This window comes from Photobacterium sp. J15 (assembly GCF_963870815.1).
GTDB lineage: Bacteria > Pseudomonadota > Gammaproteobacteria > Enterobacterales > Vibrionaceae > Photobacterium > Photobacterium marinum.
In genome coordinates this window covers 2,448,697-2,468,539 of the sequence record NZ_CAWMUI010000001.1, presented here as the reverse complement: position 1 = coordinate 2,468,539, position 19,843 = coordinate 2,448,697, and the positions used below count along the sequence as shown (strand labels likewise).

General features: G+C 45.1%; 11 protein-coding genes. 6 read left to right on the top strand and 5 right to left on the bottom strand.

What is annotated here, in order from left to right:
- The first annotated feature begins 208 nt into the window (after positions 1-208).
- A complete protein-coding gene (locus tag AACQ93_RS11165; RefSeq protein WP_064605016.1) occupies positions 209-1,885 on the top strand; it encodes an amidohydrolase in 1,677 nt (558 codons plus the stop codon).
- Between the two features lie 108 nt (positions 1,886-1,993).
- Here the strand turns inward: AACQ93_RS11165 and AACQ93_RS11160 are convergent, their stop codons facing one another.
- Positions 1,994-3,160 (bottom strand): MFS transporter, encoded by a 1,167-nt coding sequence (locus AACQ93_RS11160; RefSeq protein ID WP_064605014.1) that lies wholly within the window; start codon positions 3,158-3,160, stop codon positions 1,994-1,996.
- A 90-nt stretch (positions 3,161-3,250) separates the two neighbouring features.
- Between AACQ93_RS11160 and AACQ93_RS11155 the strand changes: the two genes are divergently transcribed.
- Together AACQ93_RS11155 and AACQ93_RS11150 are read left to right on the top strand one after the other, a co-directional pair.
- A complete protein-coding gene (locus AACQ93_RS11155) occupies positions 3,251-4,156 on the top strand; it encodes a LysR family transcriptional regulator (RefSeq protein ID WP_084419130.1) in 906 nt (301 codons plus the stop codon).
- Between the two features lie 239 nt (positions 4,157-4,395).
- Positions 4,396-5,490, top strand: coding sequence for a YdcF family protein (locus AACQ93_RS11150; protein ID WP_064605010.1), 1,095 nt, complete (start codon positions 4,396-4,398; stop codon positions 5,488-5,490).
- A gap of 61 nt (positions 5,491-5,551) precedes the next feature.
- Here AACQ93_RS11150 and AACQ93_RS11145 read toward each other — a convergent pair whose 3' ends face one another.
- From AACQ93_RS11145 to AACQ93_RS11135, 3 genes are all read right to left on the bottom strand, one after another.
- Entirely contained in the window at positions 5,552-8,341 is a 2,790-nt protein-coding gene (locus AACQ93_RS11145; RefSeq protein WP_064605008.1) for a C25 family cysteine peptidase, read from the bottom strand.
- Between the two features lie 435 nt (positions 8,342-8,776).
- Positions 8,777-9,895 carry a mandelate racemase/muconate lactonizing enzyme family protein gene (locus tag AACQ93_RS11140; protein WP_064605006.1) on the bottom strand — a complete coding sequence of 373 codons (1,119 nt, stop codon included), beginning with the start codon at positions 9,893-9,895 and terminating at the stop codon, positions 8,777-8,779.
- Between the two features lie 3 nt (positions 9,896-9,898).
- A complete protein-coding gene (locus AACQ93_RS11135; RefSeq protein ID WP_064605004.1) occupies positions 9,899-11,452 on the bottom strand; it encodes a BCCT family transporter in 1,554 nt (517 codons plus the stop codon).
- A gap of 119 nt (positions 11,453-11,571) precedes the next feature.
- On the opposite strand from AACQ93_RS11135, the gene AACQ93_RS11130 reads away from it, so the two are divergent.
- Entirely contained in the window at positions 11,572-12,486 is a 915-nt protein-coding gene (locus tag AACQ93_RS11130; RefSeq protein ID WP_064605002.1) for a LysR substrate-binding domain-containing protein, read from the top strand.
- Positions 12,487-12,576: 90 nt separating this feature from the next.
- Here the strand turns inward: AACQ93_RS11130 and AACQ93_RS11125 are convergent, their stop codons facing one another.
- Complete coding sequence (locus tag AACQ93_RS11125) at positions 12,577-14,859, bottom strand: M9 family metallopeptidase (RefSeq protein WP_064605000.1); 2,283 nt, start codon at positions 14,857-14,859, stop codon at positions 12,577-12,579.
- A gap of 1,039 nt (positions 14,860-15,898) precedes the next feature.
- Here AACQ93_RS11125 and ygfM point away from each other — a divergent pair.
- Both ygfM and AACQ93_RS11115 read left to right on the top strand, forming a co-directional pair.
- Positions 15,899-16,693 carry a molybdopterin-dependent oxidoreductase FAD-binding subunit gene (gene ygfM, locus AACQ93_RS11120; protein ID WP_064604998.1) on the top strand — a complete coding sequence of 265 codons (795 nt, stop codon included), beginning with the start codon at positions 15,899-15,901 and terminating at the stop codon, positions 16,691-16,693.
- A gap of 2 nt (positions 16,694-16,695) precedes the next feature.
- Positions 16,696-19,566: a molybdopterin-dependent oxidoreductase Mo/Fe-S-binding subunit gene (locus AACQ93_RS11115; RefSeq protein WP_064604996.1), complete on the top strand. Its 2,871-nt coding sequence runs from the start codon at positions 16,696-16,698 to the stop codon at positions 19,564-19,566.
- The last annotated feature ends 277 nt before the right edge of the window (positions 19,567-19,843 follow it).

Sequence of the window (19,843 nt, the reverse complement as noted above, 5' to 3'; positions counted from 1 at the left end):
ATGTTTTTTTATGGGGTCAGCTTACGAGCTGGCCCTTTTTCTTTTCGCGATGAATTGTTCTGACTAGCACCGAAAGTTCACTATCATGATTTTCAGATAGTCAGTATTTTTTCATGTCATGCTTTTCTATTTAAGATTGCTCTCATCAGGCAGTACTGCTTTTTGTTAGTAACCAGTTGAACACTGGCTCATATTAAAGGACAAATCCATGAGAAAAATTCCGAAGCTTGCTTTGTTAGGAGTCGCGTTGATGTCAGCACAACAGCCACAGGCAGCAGAGTATGCCGACATTATTATTACCAACGCGCTGGTTTATGCCGACAAAGAGGCTGATGCAATTGCTATTTCTGACGGCAAAATCATCTTTGTCGGTGACAGCAGAAGGGCTGGGCAGTATCGCACCCCAACAACTGAAGTTATCGACATGGAAGGGGCGATGGTGTTGCCGGGTTTTGTCGATAATCACAATCATGTGTTTGAAGCGGCTTCCGAAGTCGGTGGTAATTGCGAACTTAACGGTGATGCGACATTGGAAGAGCAGATACCGTACCTAAAACAATGTCGGAAGGAGGCTAAGGCAAATGAATGGGTAATGGGGTACGGCTTTACAATTGATTCAGTGCTTGATGAAGATAGTGAGCGAACACCACTTGAAGTGCTTGACGAGATTTTTCCGGATCAGCCGGTTGTATTGATGGAGCAGACTTCTCATTCTATGTGGGTTAATTCGCAGGCGTTGAAACAGGCTGGAATTAGTAAAGGTTCACCTGAACCTCAGGGCGGAAAGATCCTCAAAGATCATCAAACCGGTGAGTTAAATGGAATTCTGTTAGATAACGCAGGTGACATCATAATGGAACTGGCCTGGAACAGCCTGAAAGGGAAGTTTGCCCAGAGCTATGACGGCTTGATGATTGGTCTTGAAGAAGCTGCCGCTCATGGTATTACCACGATCGGTGATGGTCGGATGTACTGGAAACGAGGCTGGTATGAGGTTTGGAAGGAAGCTCAGAAAAATGGTGAGCTGACAGCCAGGGTATCGCTGCGTCCATGGATTTATCCGCTGGATGGTCAGGCTTCGCAGCTTAAGTACCTAAAATCTATTCAGTCTCGTGAGCTGGAATCACGATTGATTGTGGATCAGGTAAAGATGTACAGCGACGGGATCTTGATCAATGGTACGGCTAAAACATTGGCTCCTTACCTTTCAACGTATATTGAGGATGAACCATACGGAATTAATTATATTCCGCCTTCAGAGATGAAAAGCTGGCTGACGGAGCTGGATAAAATCGGTTATGGAGCCCATATACATGCAATCGGTGATGGTGGTATTCGCGAGTCGCTGAATGCTGTGGAATATGCTCGTCGGCAGGGTTCAGAGCGTGACTATACGTTGACACATGTCGAGATGGTTAACTCTAAGGATATCAGTCGATTTAAGCTTCTGGATGTGACTGCTGATTTTCAGGTTGGCTCCGATTATATAGCGCAGCATGACAATAGTTGGGCAGAGCCTTTCATCGGGGCAAAACGGGCTCGTTCTCTGATGCAGATAAGCCGAATCTATCAGGCTGGGGCGAATGTAAGCCTGAGCAGTGACTGGAATGTGCATGACATTAATCCATTGGTCGGTATTGCTAACAGCCTGAAAAGGGGTAACACCGGGCTTCCGGGTGTTGAAGTGGCAATTGATGCTTATACAATTAATCCGGCGGTTAGCTTAGGGCTTGATGATATTACAGGTTCGATTGAGGTGGGTAAGTCTGCAGATTTGGTGGTGCTGGATAAAGACATCACTAAACTGAAACCGGAAGCAATCGCTAAAACTAATATTCTTATGACAATGCTACAGGGCGAGGTTGTCTTTGATGCTGATGATTAAGTCTCGTAACAAGAACACCTGAATTACAGAAAGCGCCTTAAAAAAGGCGCTTTCTGCTTTATTGCGGATAAGATGTAAGAGTTTTTGTTAGAGTTGTCGCTTAATGAATTACCCTAATTGCGACTGAGTATTGGTAACTTCTTGCTTAAAATTGATTGTTAAAACACCCAAGATAAATGCGCCAGCCGAACTTATATAAAAAGCAGATTGTAAAGTATCTATTCTCATCAATTGGACTGCGATTGGTGAAGCAAATTGGCCCAAGAAGTAACAACTAACAAAACCGCTCATCAGCATGCCCCTGTTATTCAAGTCACTTCTGGAAGATATCGCCTTATTTATCGTTGGGAACGCGATACCTAAACCAACCCCAGTTAATACGCCCCCGGTTATCATTACGGGCCAGTTTGAAGCGATCGCGATAAACAGGTGCCCTAGTGAGTAGCTAATGAATGCCAGGGCTATCAACTGGTACTCAGTGTAGCGGCGAAACAGCTTAGTCATTTGCATTGATGCAATGGCGGAAGCAATACTGAACAGCGCAAGTGTAACGCCAGTTTGTGTTGGTGATGCGCTAAGTACATTAGTGACTATAAATGAGTAAATTACAGGTATCTGGTAGAACAGGAGCATACTGATAAAGCCAAAAAGATAGAATGGTATTATCGATTTCCAAGTGTCACTATCTACCGAAACCTTATGGCTTTCGACTGTTTTATTGGTATCTGGTATGAAGAAAATAGCGAGAATCAGAACAACTATTGCCAGTAAGTAGATAGAGAATGGCATTCGCCAATTGAGTTGAGCTAGGTAGCCACCAATGCCAACAAAAATCACGCCACCAAGATTCATCGCTGTCGCTTGATATGAAAGAAGTTTGGATGTCCCGTATCCCGAACTCAGATCTGAAATGAATGTTGAGCTTACCGTCATGATGAGGGAAACCGACACGCCTAAAACAAATCGACCCAGTAACAAAAGTTGGAGCGAATCCATCCACAGTCCGGTACTACCTGCGGCACCGTACAGTGCTAAGGCAATGATCAGCAACCATTTCTTGCCGAAAGAATTAATTAGTTTTCCTGCTAATGGGGCTGTTACCACTACAGCCAAAGAAGGCATTGTCAGTAGCATAGCCACTAGTTCTGAATTATGAAATTGCTGATTGATAAGAGATAAAGAAGGACCGATCAGTGCGCCAGCCATAATTGTCAGTGCGCTGGAAGCGAGTAGGACAAAAGTGGTTGTGAATTTCGGTTGTTTATTCGATGTCATTTTCACTCAAGTGGTTAAAGATGAATATTGACAGGGATCTTATATATAACCCAAAATGGCAACAATATTCATAATTCGGACACTTCGTTCATGAAATGGAACGTTAATGACATGCCGCTATTTTTGGCTGTAGTTGATGCAGGGGGAATCTCTGCGGCATCAAGAGAGCTGAATGTTGCTAAATCCACCATTAGCAGAAGCATTACCCGCCTTGAAGAAGATTTGTCTATACGACTGTTGGAACGAAATTCTCGTCAGCTAAGGTTGACCAAAGAAGGGGAAACTTTTTATCAGCACTGCCAGTTGTTACAGGAACAAATTGAGTTAACACAAGCATCGATGCTTGGCTTTCACCATGAACCACAAGGTAAGCTAACGATATCTATGCCTGCTGGCTTTTGTCTTCAGTTTATCCAGCCTAAGCTTACTGAATTCGCTGAAAGGTATCCGCATATCAACTTGGAATTAAAAGTGTCGGGCAGGGCGGTGGATTTGTATTCAAGCTCGATAGATCTGGCGATTCAAATCGGCCCGTTGCCCGATTCAGATTTAATTGCCACTAAGCTGATTGATTCCCCTTTAGTCTGGGTGACATCGGAAGGGTATTATCAGGAGAATCATGACGAACTTTGCGATAAAAACCTAACGATTGAATTGCTGAAAAAGCACTCAAAACTGATGTTAGACAGTAAGATTCACAGCAATTTACATTTTCTATATGAAGGTAAAAAGGAAGCTATGTTTAGCCCGCCGCATTGTAGTTGCGACGATTCAGTTGCTATTAGAACGGCTGTCTGTTCTGGTTTTGGGGTGTCACTGATCCCACTTTTTTTGGTTGAAAAAGACATCAGTCGAGGCGTGCTAAAGCAGATAGGTTGTAGTTTTAAGGTTACCCCTGACAGTTCACTTTATGCTGTTTATCCAAGTAAAAAATATTTATCTCAAAAGACCAAAGTGTTCCTCGACTTTCTGAAAACAGCAATAAAAAGTGATTAGGTGCTTTGTTTACTTTCCCTGGTAACCAATTTGTCCTGCAATCTTAATTATCGGCGATAATTTAATGGTGCTAAGAAGTTATTTATTTCTGAAAATGTGATCTAAATAACTTCTATTTCACGCTTAGGATAAGTCATCAGGAGCGTTTTGCGTGCTGCTTCACTGTTTTTTTGTTTTGTAAATTTATACTGAGAATTAAATCAATGCATAAACAAAACAACCAATAACAGGAAATAACAATGAAAAAGAACCTAATTGCGATTGCAATGGGGAGCTTAATCACACTTTCTGCCCCTTTTTATTCCATTGCTGATAGTAATCCGGCAGTACATGCTCAGGTCGAATACAGTCAGTTTGTTACAAAACGTCAGGTTGTTGATCAATTACTGGCGGATGCGGTAAAAGCTTTTAAATCGCCGGCCCGAGTGTCTCATGCTGGCTTTACGGCAAAGATGCCAAGCAATATGGAAATGGTAACCGCTCGTTTGTTGGAAGCGTATCAGCTGGAACCTTATCGTACTGATCTACTTATGTCTGCTGCTAACGCTCAGATATATAACAAGAATGTTGAGCGGGCCATTGAACTTTTTGAACAGGTGTTGACAGTTGCTCCGGATGATTTAGATGCGCATTCATACCTGGCTGTATGGCAAAAATTCAAGGGTAATGATAAAGCATCACAAAAGCACATGGAGAAAATTTCCGGCCTGAATAAAGGGCGCGAGTCGGATTTGAAGCGTATCTTCAGCACGGTTGACCGTGTTCTGTCTACGCCGTTAAAGGAAAAGGCCGGTCAGTCTCTGGGAGAGAATGGTGCAATTGTAACGCTGGGATATGCGTTAAATCCGGATGGTTCAATGCACGATATTTTAATTAAGCGTCTGGAAACGACTCTGGAAATGGCTACAGCAAATCCGAAGGCGTTTATTGTTTTGACTGGCGGAGTGCCACAAAATCATAAAACAGAAGGTAAGTTGATGGCTGATTGGTTAATTCAGCATGGCATCAGCGCAGACCGGATTATTGAAGAGAATTATGCAACAAGCACAGTAGGTAATGCACTTTACACTAGCTATGCTCTTGCTCGACATAATATTAAGCATGCGACCATTATTAGCTCGGCAAGCCATGTTCGCCGTGGTCAAACGTTATTTGAAATTGCAAGCTGGCAAACTGGTCCTCAAAATATCACATTCGATACTGTGGCGTATCCGGATAAGCCGTTAGATGAACTAAAGCAGGCCAGCGATAAAGAAATTCTAGGTATTTACCGTGATGCATTGAGAACCTACGGTATGTGGAGTTACCGCTCTTATCCGCTGGAATCACGTTAACTCCACTTCCTCTTAGGACATTAAAAATAAGGCATAAACCGTTGGTTTATGCCTTTCTTGTTTATTTGATCTTTTCTCTTAATACTCCGAAGCCAGCCATCATTAGCAGGAACATCATGTTCATAGAACCGCCTGCTTCACTGTCATCGTTACTAGGAAGAACAGGTTTTAGCGTAGACGGTAATTGATTTGGCTGCGGCTGCGGCTTTGGCTGCGGCTGTGGTTGTGGCTGCGGCTGTGGTTGCGGCTGTGGCTGCGGCTGTGGTTGCGGCTGTGGTTGCGGCTGCGGCTGCGGCTGCGGTTGCGGCTGTGGTTGCGGCTGTGGCTGTGGTTGCGGCTGTGGCTGTGGTTGCGGCTGCGGTTGTGGCTGCGGTTGTGGCTGCGGCTGCGGTTGCGGCTGTGGTTGCGGCTGTGGCTGCGGTTGTGGCTGCGGCTGTGGTTGCGGCTGCGGCTGCGGTTGTGGCTGCGGTTGTGGCTGCGGTTGTGGCTGCGGCTGTGGTTGTGGCTGCGGCTGTGGTTGCGGCTGCGGTTGCGGCTGTGGCTTCTCTTTTATGGTTACTTCCGTCTCGTAAGGAATGCCATTGTGCTCTGTTACCGTTACCGTAAAAGCTTCTTGGGCGGTGAAGTTGAAAGTCACTCGGCCTGAATCGTCTGTTTTACCAACCAACGAGCTTCCGTCTCTGAAGACTAGAGCTACACGGGCTCCTTCAGTCATAGCCGAGCGGGTGCGAACTGCAACTTCAAATGGGTCTGATGAGCCGACTTCAAGAGATGACGGGTGAAACGCGTAAAGTTGCTCAGGTATTGATGTTCTTAGTTCAAGATCAGGATCACCAAACCAATTGAAGAAACGAGCTGTCAATTTTGCGGTTTCGTCTCGAACGGAGTATCCCGAAAAGACTTGTTGTTTAGCGCGGTTTAAAGCTTCAGCAGGTTTCCACGAGTTTGCATAGATATCTGATGACCATGTTTGATCATATTCATCCCAGAATGTATCCATCACACCGACGTGAAAAAGATCGTTATAGCCTGAATAACTTACACGAGCCGCACCGGTAAATCCGACAGCGCCACCATTTGTGTTACGCATCCAGGATTCAGCGAATGAATCAATACCGTCATACCAACCAGTGGCACAGTTCAGGCTAAAGACCACAGGATAAACTTGATTGTTACTCAGGCCGTAAACTTCACGGTCAGTAAAGTGAGGATCTGCCCAGCCGGATCCGCTGCCATAACCGTGATCGCGGTGAAACACCAGGCCAACGCCCTGGTTGATAGCTTGGGTGATATCGTTGCGGTTGCCTTCACCCTCGTTTTTCCAAGACTGAGGAACAAATTCAGGGGGAGTGAGCCTCGATCTGCCATAGTTCCAGCCACCATACTTTAGCGCATCGGCTGTCGAACTGTCCCACTGCAGAGCTGTATGGATTTGAAAGCCCTTATTAAATGGGTCGCCCGGTTGATCGAAGAAATCAAAATCCGGACCAAGGAAATCGGCAATTCGATTAAGGTCTTCCATGAACATACGGTCGGCTACGAGATGTTCACCTTTGTGGTCCTGGAACTGCCCGGCTAGCAAAACATGGTTATAACGGTCGATGACTTCAGGGGCTTTTTCATATTTCAGCGTACGCTCGACCATATGGGTGATTTGCTCAGCCGTGTCACCAGGTAGGCGACCAATGGTTAAATCGGCGAACTCATCATCACCATCAACCAGGCTGTAAATATAGTCGGTTGCCCATGTGTGGTCTTTACCATGGAAAGGGTGACCAGTGATCTCCCACCCTGATACATCTTCATCATCACCTACAAGCAGGACATAGCTTGTCATCGTGCCTTTCAGGTATGAATTCCTAATATAAGCTTTAATTTCTTCCTGGGTATTACCGGTTTCTGTCGTTGATGCGATGTAAACCTGATAGCCTTTTTTACGTTTCCATTCGGCCAGAGGCGTGATTGCATCAATATAACCCGGGGGGGAAATAATCAAATAGTCAGCTTTTTCAGCCGCTGTTAAATCAGGAGTTGTGCTGTCAGTGTTGTTGGATAACTCTCCATCGACAGCATTATTTTGTTTGGTGAGCGCTTCATCATCGGTAGTAGATGCCTCGACGCTTGCTTTCCTGCTCTCAATCATTGGATCCGGACGTGGCTGGTATTGACTGTCCTCGAAGCTGCCGTGAAAATCCAGTCGAAATCGAACATTGGTTGCGAAGCGAACTGTTTTCGCTTTAGGGTTGTAATCAATCGGCTGATATTCAAGGCTGACGTAGCGTTTATTACGTACTGTTAAAGTATCGATAACCCTGATTGGAGAATATCTGTTGTCAGCCAATTTATTGTAGGCGTCGAGGTCTTTTACAAATGGCAGGTTTTCATCCGGACGTTCACCATTCGCTAATACAACGTCTGGGAAAGGAAGCTGAGTAGGATCAACGGTGACGTCATTATAGGTTTTCGACCATTTGACTTCTTCAATGATAAGGCTCAGTTCTGCTCCGTAGGGTAACGGAACCAGTTTGAAATAACTCTCAATATTAGGTGAGCCGGGTATTTTTGCTCCGCTGCTGTTAGGAAGCATAATGCGGTCGTATGTAACACCATCAGCTAACGTCGCTTTAGCAAAAGTTAAAGAGTTAATACTGGCGTCAAAAGTTGCGGCTTGGTTGGTTTTTTCGAGTAGTTTAAAGTTTTCTGAAGTATTTAATTCAGGAGTACTCGTTAAATTTTCATTGAATACAACAACCTTCCGAGCAAACAGGGTACTGTCAACATGTTCTGATGCGGTTGCGTGGGCTGTGATCACCGATAAGCCGAGTATGGCTAAGCTTACAGCTGATTTCATCTTCAGTCCTTAAAATAATGATAGGTATTTAGAAGTGATAGGAGGCAACCCTGCGCCGAAGAAGACACAGGTTAATATGACTTTTAATGCTATTTATGGAAGAAATACGCGTTAAGCTATATTAATAACTCTCGTCAAATAAAGATGACTTATGGCCTATAAAAGGTTGTTATAGGCAGGGTAGAGTCGGATATTTTATTCCTCTGAACCACTCCGTAAATGCTCAGGTTTGATATTGGATATCATGTTGGAACCGGGATGAAATATACCAAAACATGATGATTGCATTAAATTAGTTCGGCTTATGCCGGGATAATCAGTTGTTATGGTTTTAGTTGTCCTTTATGACCAATCAGGATCACGGCTGGATAATTATGATCAAAAATAAAACCGCCCGTGAATTACGGGCGGTTGATATATTAATATTATTGAGCTTTAGTCGACACGGTATTTGGCAATAACCTCTTCGTTCAGCTCAATCCCCAGTCCTGGGCTGTCCGGCACTGGCACAAAACCGTCTTCAAACGGTAGTCGGTTTGCTACCAAATCGGTAAATAACGGGCTGTCACTCTGTGAATATTCCATTAAGGTGCCATGCTCGCAGGCCGCAAGAAAATGTACGGAGGCAGCCAGCAGAATACCTGTGCTGAAGCCATGCGGTACAAGGCGCGTGCCGTGCATCTGTGCCATGTCGTAGATCTTCTTCATTTCAGTAATTCCGCCGCAGCGTGTGATATCCGGCTGAACGATATCGGCCTGAGATTTTTCAAGGAAGTCACTGAATTCAAATCGGGTTGTGAGGGATTCACCACCTGCAATCTTCTGCGATACCTTACCCGACAGCTTAGCGTAGCTGGTCAGGCAGTCAGCCAGAACTGGCTCTTCTACCCAGTTAAGGTTGAATTCTTCCATGCGTCGGCACATTTCCAGTGCGTGACCACAGGTTCCCCATTTAGAAGCCAGATCGATTTGAACTTCAATATCATCGCCTACTTCTTCGCGAACATTGCGGACGATCTCAACGTCAACTTCCGGATCATCACCGAATACACCGCCGCCGAACTTAATACTAGTGAAGCCTTGCTCAACAAGTTTACGGGCGATATCTCTGTTATCTTCCGGACGGTCAGCCGGAATGAAGGTACCGTATGCACGGATCTTGTCCCGGTATTTACCGCCAAGCAGGGTGTGAGTTGGTACGTTGTAGTGTTTACCGGCAATATCCCATAACGCGATGTCGATGGCGCTGATAGCATGGATACCAGCACCACGACGGCCCATGTAGTTTGATGCCCAGTACATCTTGTTCCAAAGACGTTCAATTTCCAGCGGGTTTTCACCGATGAGTAGTGATTTCAGCCCATAGCAATACAGGTTTGAATTCGGGGTTTCAATGCAGGCTTTCACAACAGATGGTGATGAGTCTGCTTCACCTATGCCGACAATACCGCTGTCGGTGATAACTTTTACGATGACGGCATCTTCTCCCCATGTGCAGGTTTCTTCTGCGCTTGGTACACGGAGGTGGATAACTTCAATATCAGTGATTTTCATTTATTATTTTCCAAAGTTATGGCCTGACAGGAATTTCTTAAGACCCAGAATGCAAAGGATCAGGACCACGATGAAAGGTGCGGCAGTAAGGGTTACTGCTGTTTTTAAAGTTGATAGCGATGCGTTGATATACAGCATTGCAAGAGGCAGTAGGCTCAGCATGATGCACCAGAATAGACGTAGTGCACGAGTCGGATCCTGGCCTTGTTTCAAGCCCTGAGTACTTACGGCTGCAACGGTATAGGCGGTAGCATCCAAGTGAGAAGCAAGGAATACCATCATCAGCAGGAAGTAGAAGACAGAAAGTACAGTGCCCATTGGTAGGTTTGCTATCAGTTGTGCGATAGCGAGATCACCACTTACGCTGGTCAGAATTTCTGGTGAATTGATAACACCGGAGTTGAACATATCTACGGCGTAGCCACTTAAACTGCCGAAGAAGAACCAGCAACCTGCACAACCACCGGCTATCAGGCCGAAGATCACCTGGCGGATAGTGCGTCCTTTTGAAATACGGGTAACGAAGATTGAAACGCCCGGGGTGTAAGTGATCCAGTACAGCCAGTAGAAGACAGTCCAGTCTTTGTTGAACGTGCCGTTATTCGTTACGTCAGTAAACAGGCTCATTTCAACAAAGTTTGACAGGCTCAGGCCCAGTGAGTTGACGAAGAAGTCAACGATGAAAGAGGTATCGCCGAGGCAAAGAACAATCAGGCCAAACACAAAGGTCATGCCACAGGCCATATGAGCGATTTTCTGCAAACCTTCGCTAATACCGATGTAAGAGCTCAGTGTGAAGGTCAGGGTGACAAATGCCAGTAATACCGCCTTAAGCAGGAAAGTATTCTCAATATTAAAGAGTGAAGCAAAGCCTGTCGATACGGTGCCGATTGTTACTGTCGTCGTCAGGATAAGACCACCGAAAGTGGCAAACAAAAAGGTTAAATCCAGTGCGCGGCCAATCAGTCGGCTGGTGTTACTGTTTTCATCAAGGCCCAGAATAGAAGCCACCAATGATGACAAATTCAATCCTTTAGACTTATTTACATGGAAATGGTAAGCCATTGCAATTGATGCCAATGCATAAATTGCCCAAGGTGTAATTCCCCAGTGAAAAAAGACATAAGAAAGACTGGCTCGCAAAGATTCATTACTCTGAGCCGGAATATTAAGGCCGATACCATTGTAGTAATACGCCCATTCCATGAATGCCCAATACATAGTTGCGGAACCTAAACCGGCGCAAATAAACATGAACAGCCAGCTCATGTCTGAATATTCAGCTTTGCCTTCACCAAGTTTAATTGAGCCAAACTTACTGCTACCGACAAATAAAACTATACATACGGCTAAAAAGCCAAATAGCTGCACTACTGAACCAATGTTATTGGTTAAACCATGAAACAAACCTTTGGCGACTTCCTGAGATTTATCCGGGTACTGCATGAGTAATGCAATCGTTGCAAAAACAAATACCAGACTTATCGTTATTAACGTTTTATCGTTTTGTGCTGCGGGATTTTCATCCGGTTGCAGTACTTCCACCTCATTCAACATTTTATACCTCATATAAATACACGTTATGGATACGGTGAGTTTTTTCGTCGAAGTGGATTTTCATGCAGCCTAAACGTATGATGAAGCAATTAAACATTATTGACCTATAACGTTACATTATGGATAGCCCTTCAAGTAGCCCTCATTCATCACGTGTCCCCCATCTTTCCTGGTTTATGGCTTTTAAAGCTGTCGCAGACAGGCAGAGTTTTACGTTGGCAAGTCGTGATTTACATCTCACTCAGCCTGCTATTAGTCAACAAGTTTCAAAACTGGAATCTTTGCTGAAAACTAAACTATTTTTTAGAACATCAAGAAAAGTAGTAATGACTGAGGATGGAAAGCGTCTGTATGAAAAAATAGAAATGCCATTTAATACGTTGCTAAATATCGTCGATGAGTTTAATGAAAAGTCGAATACTTATAATTTAAATATTGAAACAGAGCCTGTATTCAGCCGTTTGTTTATCAGTAAAAGTTTGCCTCGATTCTTAAATCATCATGATTATGTTTTGGTGCGGCAGGTATTAACAACTCATCACCTGGACTTTTTACCGGAGACTGAACTTGCGGTTAAATGGGGTGATGGTCGCTGGGAAGGCTTTGATGCGCAATTCTTATTCGGTCTAAATTATGTCCCGGTCTGTTCACCGCAATATGCAGAAGAAAACCAATTAGTAACATCTTCAGACCTAAGTAAAGCCGTGCTGATCCATGAACGGGATACGACTGATTGGCAGTATTGGCAGAAGCATTACCCGATACAGGGTATGGATATAAAAAAGGGCCATGTGGCAGGTGAGTCTGATGTTGTTATGTCCATGGCTATAGCCGGGCTTGGTGTTGCTTTATGTGGCTATGAATTGGTGAAAGAGCATATAGAGAATAACAGCTTAATAATGCCTTTCCCTGAACTCAGAGTCCGGCACCACAGAGCGTATTACATTCTTACCCGGAAAAATACACAGCTTACGAAAGAGGCGGTCAGCTTTATTAAGTTTCTGCATCAGATAGTTATTGAACAACTGGGTTGAATCGCAGGCTGCCTTAAGGTTGTAACGAAGTGTTCCAAATAAAAAATCTCACCCATTTTTGATGGGTGAGATTTTATCTTCAGAAAGGCGTTACTTGTTTAATGTTACTTTCAAGCTTGCCCCTGTACTTGTTGGCGCACCTTGAGATGTTAAGTAGTGCCAGCCCGGGGTAGGGTTATAGACTGTTAAAGATTCAGTGTTACCAGCTTCAGTCGATTTAAGTTGGTAATTATTCTCTTGAGCCCAGTAGCCGGAGTTATAGTACAAGTCCAAATTACCGTCACCATGATCGCTGTTGATGTCGATACGTGTCACATCATCATTTACATAGAAGAAGTAATAGGTGGTGTCGCTGCCGGTACAAATAGTTTCACCATCTTTGATCTCGCTATGGCTCTTTGGTTGCTGAGTTTGACAGCTATCCTGCACGATTGGGGTAGTGACTGGCCCAGAGTTAGAGCCATTATTGATCACTGAACCCATGTTTGTACCAAGAGGTGTGTCGTTGCTTGGTACCGTTTCAAGCCATTCATACCATTTTTCATCAAGGGAAGTGCCAATGGTGTTATCAATATAGTTAACCCAAGCTTTTACATCCCCTTTACGAGCATATTCCAGTAGCTGGTTGACAGATTCCGGTGCATTTTCGAACATGAATCGAACAGCTAAGTAGCCCCAACGGTAGATACGATCTGTTCCACTGTCGTAATTATTGCTGAAGATTTCGCTCAGAGAGTGGGTGCGCTTACGAGCGAAGTTAATGGCTTCATCGTAGTGGTTTTGATGAGAGATATACTCTGCCAGACCTTCAGTCCACCATACTACTTTGTCCTGACTCGTTTTGAAGTGACTGAACGAACCGAACAAGTTAAATCGGCCATCAAGGTAATGGACGTATTCATGGCGAAGGTTCCAGACCAGGATATCATCGCGCCATGTTGCTTCATGGGCAATAAATCGAGCCTGATTATCTTTATCGGCCGGGTTGCCTTCCAGATACATTCCGCCATTGTTTGTGTCTATACCAAACAGGATTCCGGCGTAACTTTTATAGTCTTTGCCAGAATTAAAGACATTCACTTCCAGATCTGTGTTGAAGTCCTGCTCTACAGGCTGATTGCCTGTATTCAGCACTTTATGGAACAGCTTTTCTTCTTCATCAAGAATGCTACACGCCTGCTGAAGTTCTGGCTGGGTCATCTCCTGAGCCTGGATATTGATGGTATCACTACAGGTATAGTCAATTGACAGCACTCTTTCTCGTAGCTTGTCTTGCCAGCCACAAATATTAAATTTGTCACACTGACCTCGGTTATAGCTTTCCAGCAGACCTGCACCTTTTGCCCATAGATCAGAGTAACGATCAAACTTGGACATGAAGTCTACGATGCCATTGTTGATTTCATCTCTGAATGAGTCTGATAGTTTCCAATAGTGATAGTACTCAAGGAAACGGCCATATTCGCTTAGTGCATCTTTGGCTTCATAGCTGTGTTCCGAGTTGTAGATGAACTCAGAGTTCGCAACCTTAAGCAGAGCCTGGCGTAAAGCCGTATGTTGTTCTGCTGCCTTGGTGAACTCAGCATCCCAACTTGCATGATATAGATCTCTTAGTGCACTGGTTAGGGCATTTCGGTGTGACCATTGTGCCAGATGTGCCGGGCTGAATTCATTGAGATAACGAGTTACGCTATCGATACTTGCCATGAAATTTTTCGAGCTGTCCCATGCTGCAAAGTATTCAGACAGTGTATTGCCCTGCATGTCAGTTGTGGCTGATATATAAGGGTTACGGCTATAAGCCTGTAGCAGGGCGTTCATGGCCTGGTGAGGCTTTTTATCTTGATAAGTCAGTTCTTTATTGTTGCCTTCAACATAAAAACCGCCTCTTAAGAATAAGAACAGGTTATACAGGTCATCGCCTTCTGATGAGTTGTAGCTCGGGGCAATTCGGGCTGCACGCTGAGCAATATCAATAATTTTTTCTGGCTGGAATGTGTCAACGGCGATCTTATCGTTACGGCGATACAATTCAGAGATACATCTTGATGAAGTATCTTTGATGAAATTGAACAATTCTTCGTCAGCAAGCTGTGAAAACTGACCATATTCCCGACAACTATCCAGTTCCATCATTGGGTTGGAAGCTTGCATCCTTTCATGTTCAGGCGGTACAGGAATAGAAATTGGAGCCAGTTCTTCAGGGCGCGGTTTAATTTTCGTGTTGCTATTGTTATTTGTATTGGCTGGGGAGCTTGCTGATGCGCTACCTGTAGAAGGATTAGTCTGGTTGCTTTTATCTGTTTCAGAGTTACAGCCTAAAAGGGCCAGCGATATGGCAACGCCTAATATTATATTTTTATTGGGTGACACAGATAAACTCCTTACGTTTATAAAATAGAATGAAATAGGATTATTCGGGTGTTTGATTATTTTCTTGATAAGAAGAAAATAAATATGAAACTAATGGTTTATTGCTAATGGTATATTGTGGTCTGTTAACATCTACGACTATGGTTAAGAGAAATACCTGCGTGATATTGTGATTTTTGGTTTTTATTATTTGCTGTCGTATTTAATGATTAAGGTCAAATTCCCTCAGGCACACGATTAAGTAATGTCTTTATAAAAGGGCATTAATATGAGCTTTGAAGTATATCTCGATGCTAACAATTACATTTAGACTTAAATTATTCGTTGAGCCTGCTGTTGATGCGTGGGAATTTACCAAATATCTATGAGGGCTTTAAATTACGTTGACTTATTACTTAATAATCAATTTTTATTGGGAATGATGGATTGTTGGTGATTAAGTCATGGGGAGTTTTACGTTGGCTTACTTTCAAATATTGGCAGTCATCCTGGGGAGGTGACAGATCAAGTCGTTTTTTAGTTACTGATACTTGTCTGGAGAGTTGGTAGCACTTTCCTTTATATGTACCAACGTGCCAAATCCGCAATCAAGTGAGCCATAAGGGGTGGTTATCAGTACGGATCTTTCTGCAACGTGATTGGGAATCATAACTCTGCTTATTTCGGCCTTTAGCGATTTAATGCTTTTAATGTCATACGGTTAGTTCATTTTATCACTTCTGATAGTTATCAATTTGATAGTGAAAATATTATTTTGATAGATAAATAACTTTAATTGAGAAGCAATCTTATTTAACTGGCTGATGACTTGTTCATTCTTCTAATCAATTCAAAAACTGCTATTGATTCAGATCTCATTTCTTTGTTGATTTCTGACAGCGCTCACGAATCTGGTTTCTTATTCAACTGGCTGACAAGTTTGGCGCAATAGTTGCCTTTTTAGTTCCTAAGAATTTTTTAAAAACTTCTTCATTACCTCTGATTTCTTAAAGAGAAGCATGAATTTAAGAATAAGTAGGATTCTAAAAAGGTAAGAAAAATGATTGAACACTACTTAAAGCCGGACTCTACCGCCGAAGCCCTCGACTTAATGCGGCAGCATGCAGGTGTCGCAACCTGGTTTGCTGGTGGTTCCAAGGTGAATGCCGCGCCGACTAAAACCGAAAAGACCGTTGCCATATCTTTGGACAACCTGGCTTTCGATAAAATTGAAAAGCACGGCGATGCGCTTCACATTGGCGCCATGTGCCGTCTGCAAACACTAATTGATCATGAATTGGTGCCGGTTGCACTGAAGCAGTCTTCTGCTTTTGTCTATTCCCGCCACGTTCGTAATCAGGCCACTTTAGGTGGTGAGATTGCAGCTCGTCAGGAGGAAGCACTTTTAGTACCAAGCCTGATGGCACTGAAAGCGAAAGTGGTTCTGGCTGATGGTCGTGAGTGCGACATTGAAGATTATATTGAAGCTGAACAACGTGACCTGATTGCCAAGGTGATTATTCCTGATGTGAACCTTGCCTGCATCGGTTACAACATTGCCCGTTCTGCCGCTGGTCTGGCGATTGTTACTGCTGCTGTGTCTATTGCAAAAGACGGCAGTAAAGTGATTGCGCTGGATGGTGTTTCTCCTCTGCATAACGACTCGGCCCGTCCTGTTCGCCTGCGTGATGTCGAATGCCAGGATCTTAAAGGTGAGCTGCTGGAACAGGCAGTTGCTGAAGCGATCCACCCTGTTGCCGATCTTCGCGGCAGCGTTGAATACAAGCGTTACATCGCCGGGGTCGTTGTGACAGATCTATTGGCAGAATGCCAGCACATGGCAGAGGAGGCATAACCATGACAATTCAATTCACCCTCAACGGCCGCCCTCAGACTTTAGAATGTCGTCTTGGCGACGATGTGCAGAAACTGCTGCACGGTATGGGACTGCATTCTGTCCGCAACAGTGATGACGGTTTTGGCTTTGCTGGCTCAGACGTTATCTTATTCAACGGTACGCTGGTTAACGCATCGCTGTTGATTGCCGCTCAGCTTGAAGGCGCGGAAGTACGCACTGCTGAATCACTGGGTGAGTGGAACCAGTTGAGCCTTGTTCAGCAGGCCATGATTGATGTGGGTGTGGTTCAGTCAGGTTATAACGATCCTGCGCTTGCACTTATTCTGACTCATCTGCTTGAAAACAACTCTCAGCCAAATCGTGAAGAAATCGACGACGCAATATCAGGTTTGTTCAGCCGTGATGCCGGTTATCAGCAGTTCTATGAAGTGGTTGAACTGGCTTCAAAACGTTTGGCTGACCCTGAATACCATCAGCAGTTTGCACCTGAATTCCGTGACGACCTGACTATTGTTGGTAAGAACTGTCCGAAGATTGATTCGGCGAAAATGGTTCAGGCTAAACCTTGTTATGTAGAAGACCGCATTCCAGCCAATGCTTGCGTGATTAAAATGCTGCGCAGCCCGCACCCACATGCTTGGATCAAACATCTGGACGTCAGCAAAGCTGAAGCTCTGCCTGGTGTAGTTTCAGTTATTACTCACAAGAACTGCCCGGATGTACCTTACACTCCAGGTGGTCAGAGTGCGCCTGAGCCTTCTCCGCTGGACCGTCGCATGTTCGGTCAGAAACTGCGTCACGTAGGTGATCGTGTGGCTGCGGTTGTGGCTGAAAGCCCTGAAATTGCCGAGCAGGCACTGAAGCTGATCGATGTTGAGTATGACGTTCTTAAGCCTGTCATGACTATCGATGAAGCCATGGCTGAAGATGCGCCAATCATCCACAACGAGCCAATTGAATACGGTGTTGGTGCGCCGAATGATTTGGAAGAGCAGAACAAAAATGCTGATCCACGTGAAGGCAAGATTATTGTTAACTTCCCGATTGGCTGTTTCCCTCGCAAGAACATTGCTGCCAGTGTTCGCGGTCACATTGGTGATCTGGCGAAAGGCTTTGACGAAGCGGATGTGGTTATCGAGCGCACTTACGAGTCTAAGCAGGTACAGCAACTGCCAGTTGAAACTCACATCTGTTACAGCTACATGGACGGCGAACGCCTGGTAATGCACGACTCAACTCAGGTGCCATGGCACGTACGTCGTCAGGTTGCCAAAATCATCGGCGTGAAGCAGAACAAAGTTCACATCGTTAAAGAGCGTGTCGGCGGCGGCTACGGTTCTAAGCAGGATATTCTGTTGGAAGACGTGTGTGCCTGGGCAACCTGGACCACTGGCCGTCCAGTGTACTTCCACCATACCCGCGAAGAAGAATTCATCAGTAACTCTTCTCGTCACGTTGCTAAAGTAACCGTGAAGTTGGGTGCGAAGAAAGACGGTACGCTGACTGCTATCGACATGGAATTTCGTGCCAATACCGGTCCTTACGGTAACCACGCGCTGACAGTACCAAGTAATGGTCCTGCGTTGTCGCTACCTCTATACCCATGTGACAACGTTGATTTTCGTGTAACAACTTACTACTCAAACATCTGTCCGACTGGTGCTTACCAAGGTTACGGCGCACCGAAAGGTAACTTTGCTCTGACCATGGCAATGGCAGAACTGGCAGATGAGCTGGGTCTCGATCATCTGGATATGGTTGAGAAGAACCGCGTTGTAGAAGGACAGGAACTGAAGATCCTGGCTGCAATCGGTGAAGGTAAGATGCCTACCAGTGCACCGAAGGTTCACAGCTGTGCCCTTGAAGGTATTCTGCGAGAAGGCCGTAAACTGATTGAATGGGATTCGCCTAAGTCGGCAGAAGGTGACTGGAAAGTTGGTCGTGGTGTTGCCATCATTCAGCAGAAATCCGGTATCCCTGATATCGACCAGGCGAACTGTAGCATCAAGATGACTTCTGACGGAACTTTCATTGTTCATTCTGGTGCTGCGGATATCGGTACCGGTCTGGATACTGTGATCAACAAGCTGACTGCAGAAGTGCTTTGCTGCCCGATGGAAGAGATCACCATTCATTCTGGTGATACCGACCATGCGCCATTCGATAAAGGTGCATACGCATCATCTGGTACTTGTTTCTCCGGTAATGCTGCGAAGCGTGCGGCTGAAGCAATGCGCGAGAAGATCCTGAAGTGCGGTGCCGAGATGCTGGATGAGCCGGTAGAAGATGTTGAAATCGTTGCGCCAGGCATGGTTAAAGGTAAGAAAGGTGAAGTCAGCTACGCTGAAATCGCGCATAAAGCTGAAAGCGGAACAGGCTGGGGACAGCTGCTGGCTTCCGGTTGCTTTACTACACCTGAGTTTGCCTTCCCGTACGGTGCGAATTTCGCTGAAGTGGCTGTGAACACCCGTACCGGTGAAATCAGACTGGACAAGTTCCACGCTCTGCTTGACTGTGGTACGCCGGTGAACCCGGATTTGGCTTTGGGCCAGATCTACGGTGCCAGCATGCGAGCTATCGGTCACAGCCTGACAGAGGAACTTGTTTACGACGATAACGGTATTCCTCTGACTCGTGACCTGAAGAGTTACGGCGCGCCTATGATTGGCGATATACCTCGCGACTTCCGTGCAGTTCTGGTTCCAAGTGATGACCCTGTGGGCCCATACGGTGCCAAGTCGATTTCTGAAATCGGCGTGAACGGCGCGGCGCCTGCGATTGCCAGTGCAATTCATGATGCTTGTGGTGTCTGGATTCGAGACTGGCACTTCACTCCGGAGAAGGTACTTCGCGGACTGAATAAGCTCTAAGTAATACGAGAAACGGTCATTTCCACGGGGATAGGAAATGGCCGTTTTCTTTAGATAACGAGTGAGCTGTCATAGCTTGGCCTGTTGAGACTGAAGTTGCTTCAGTCGAGGTGAATAGGGTAAGGCAGCATCTGGCTTGATGTCAGGTGAAAAGGCCCTTGGGGATTTTGGCTAGGTTATCGATTCTATACTCGTCCCATCTTTCCACGGGGATGCTGCATATCTGTGTATGCAAGCTGCATTGCAGACAGAAGCGGATCCGGGAAGTGCAAAGAAA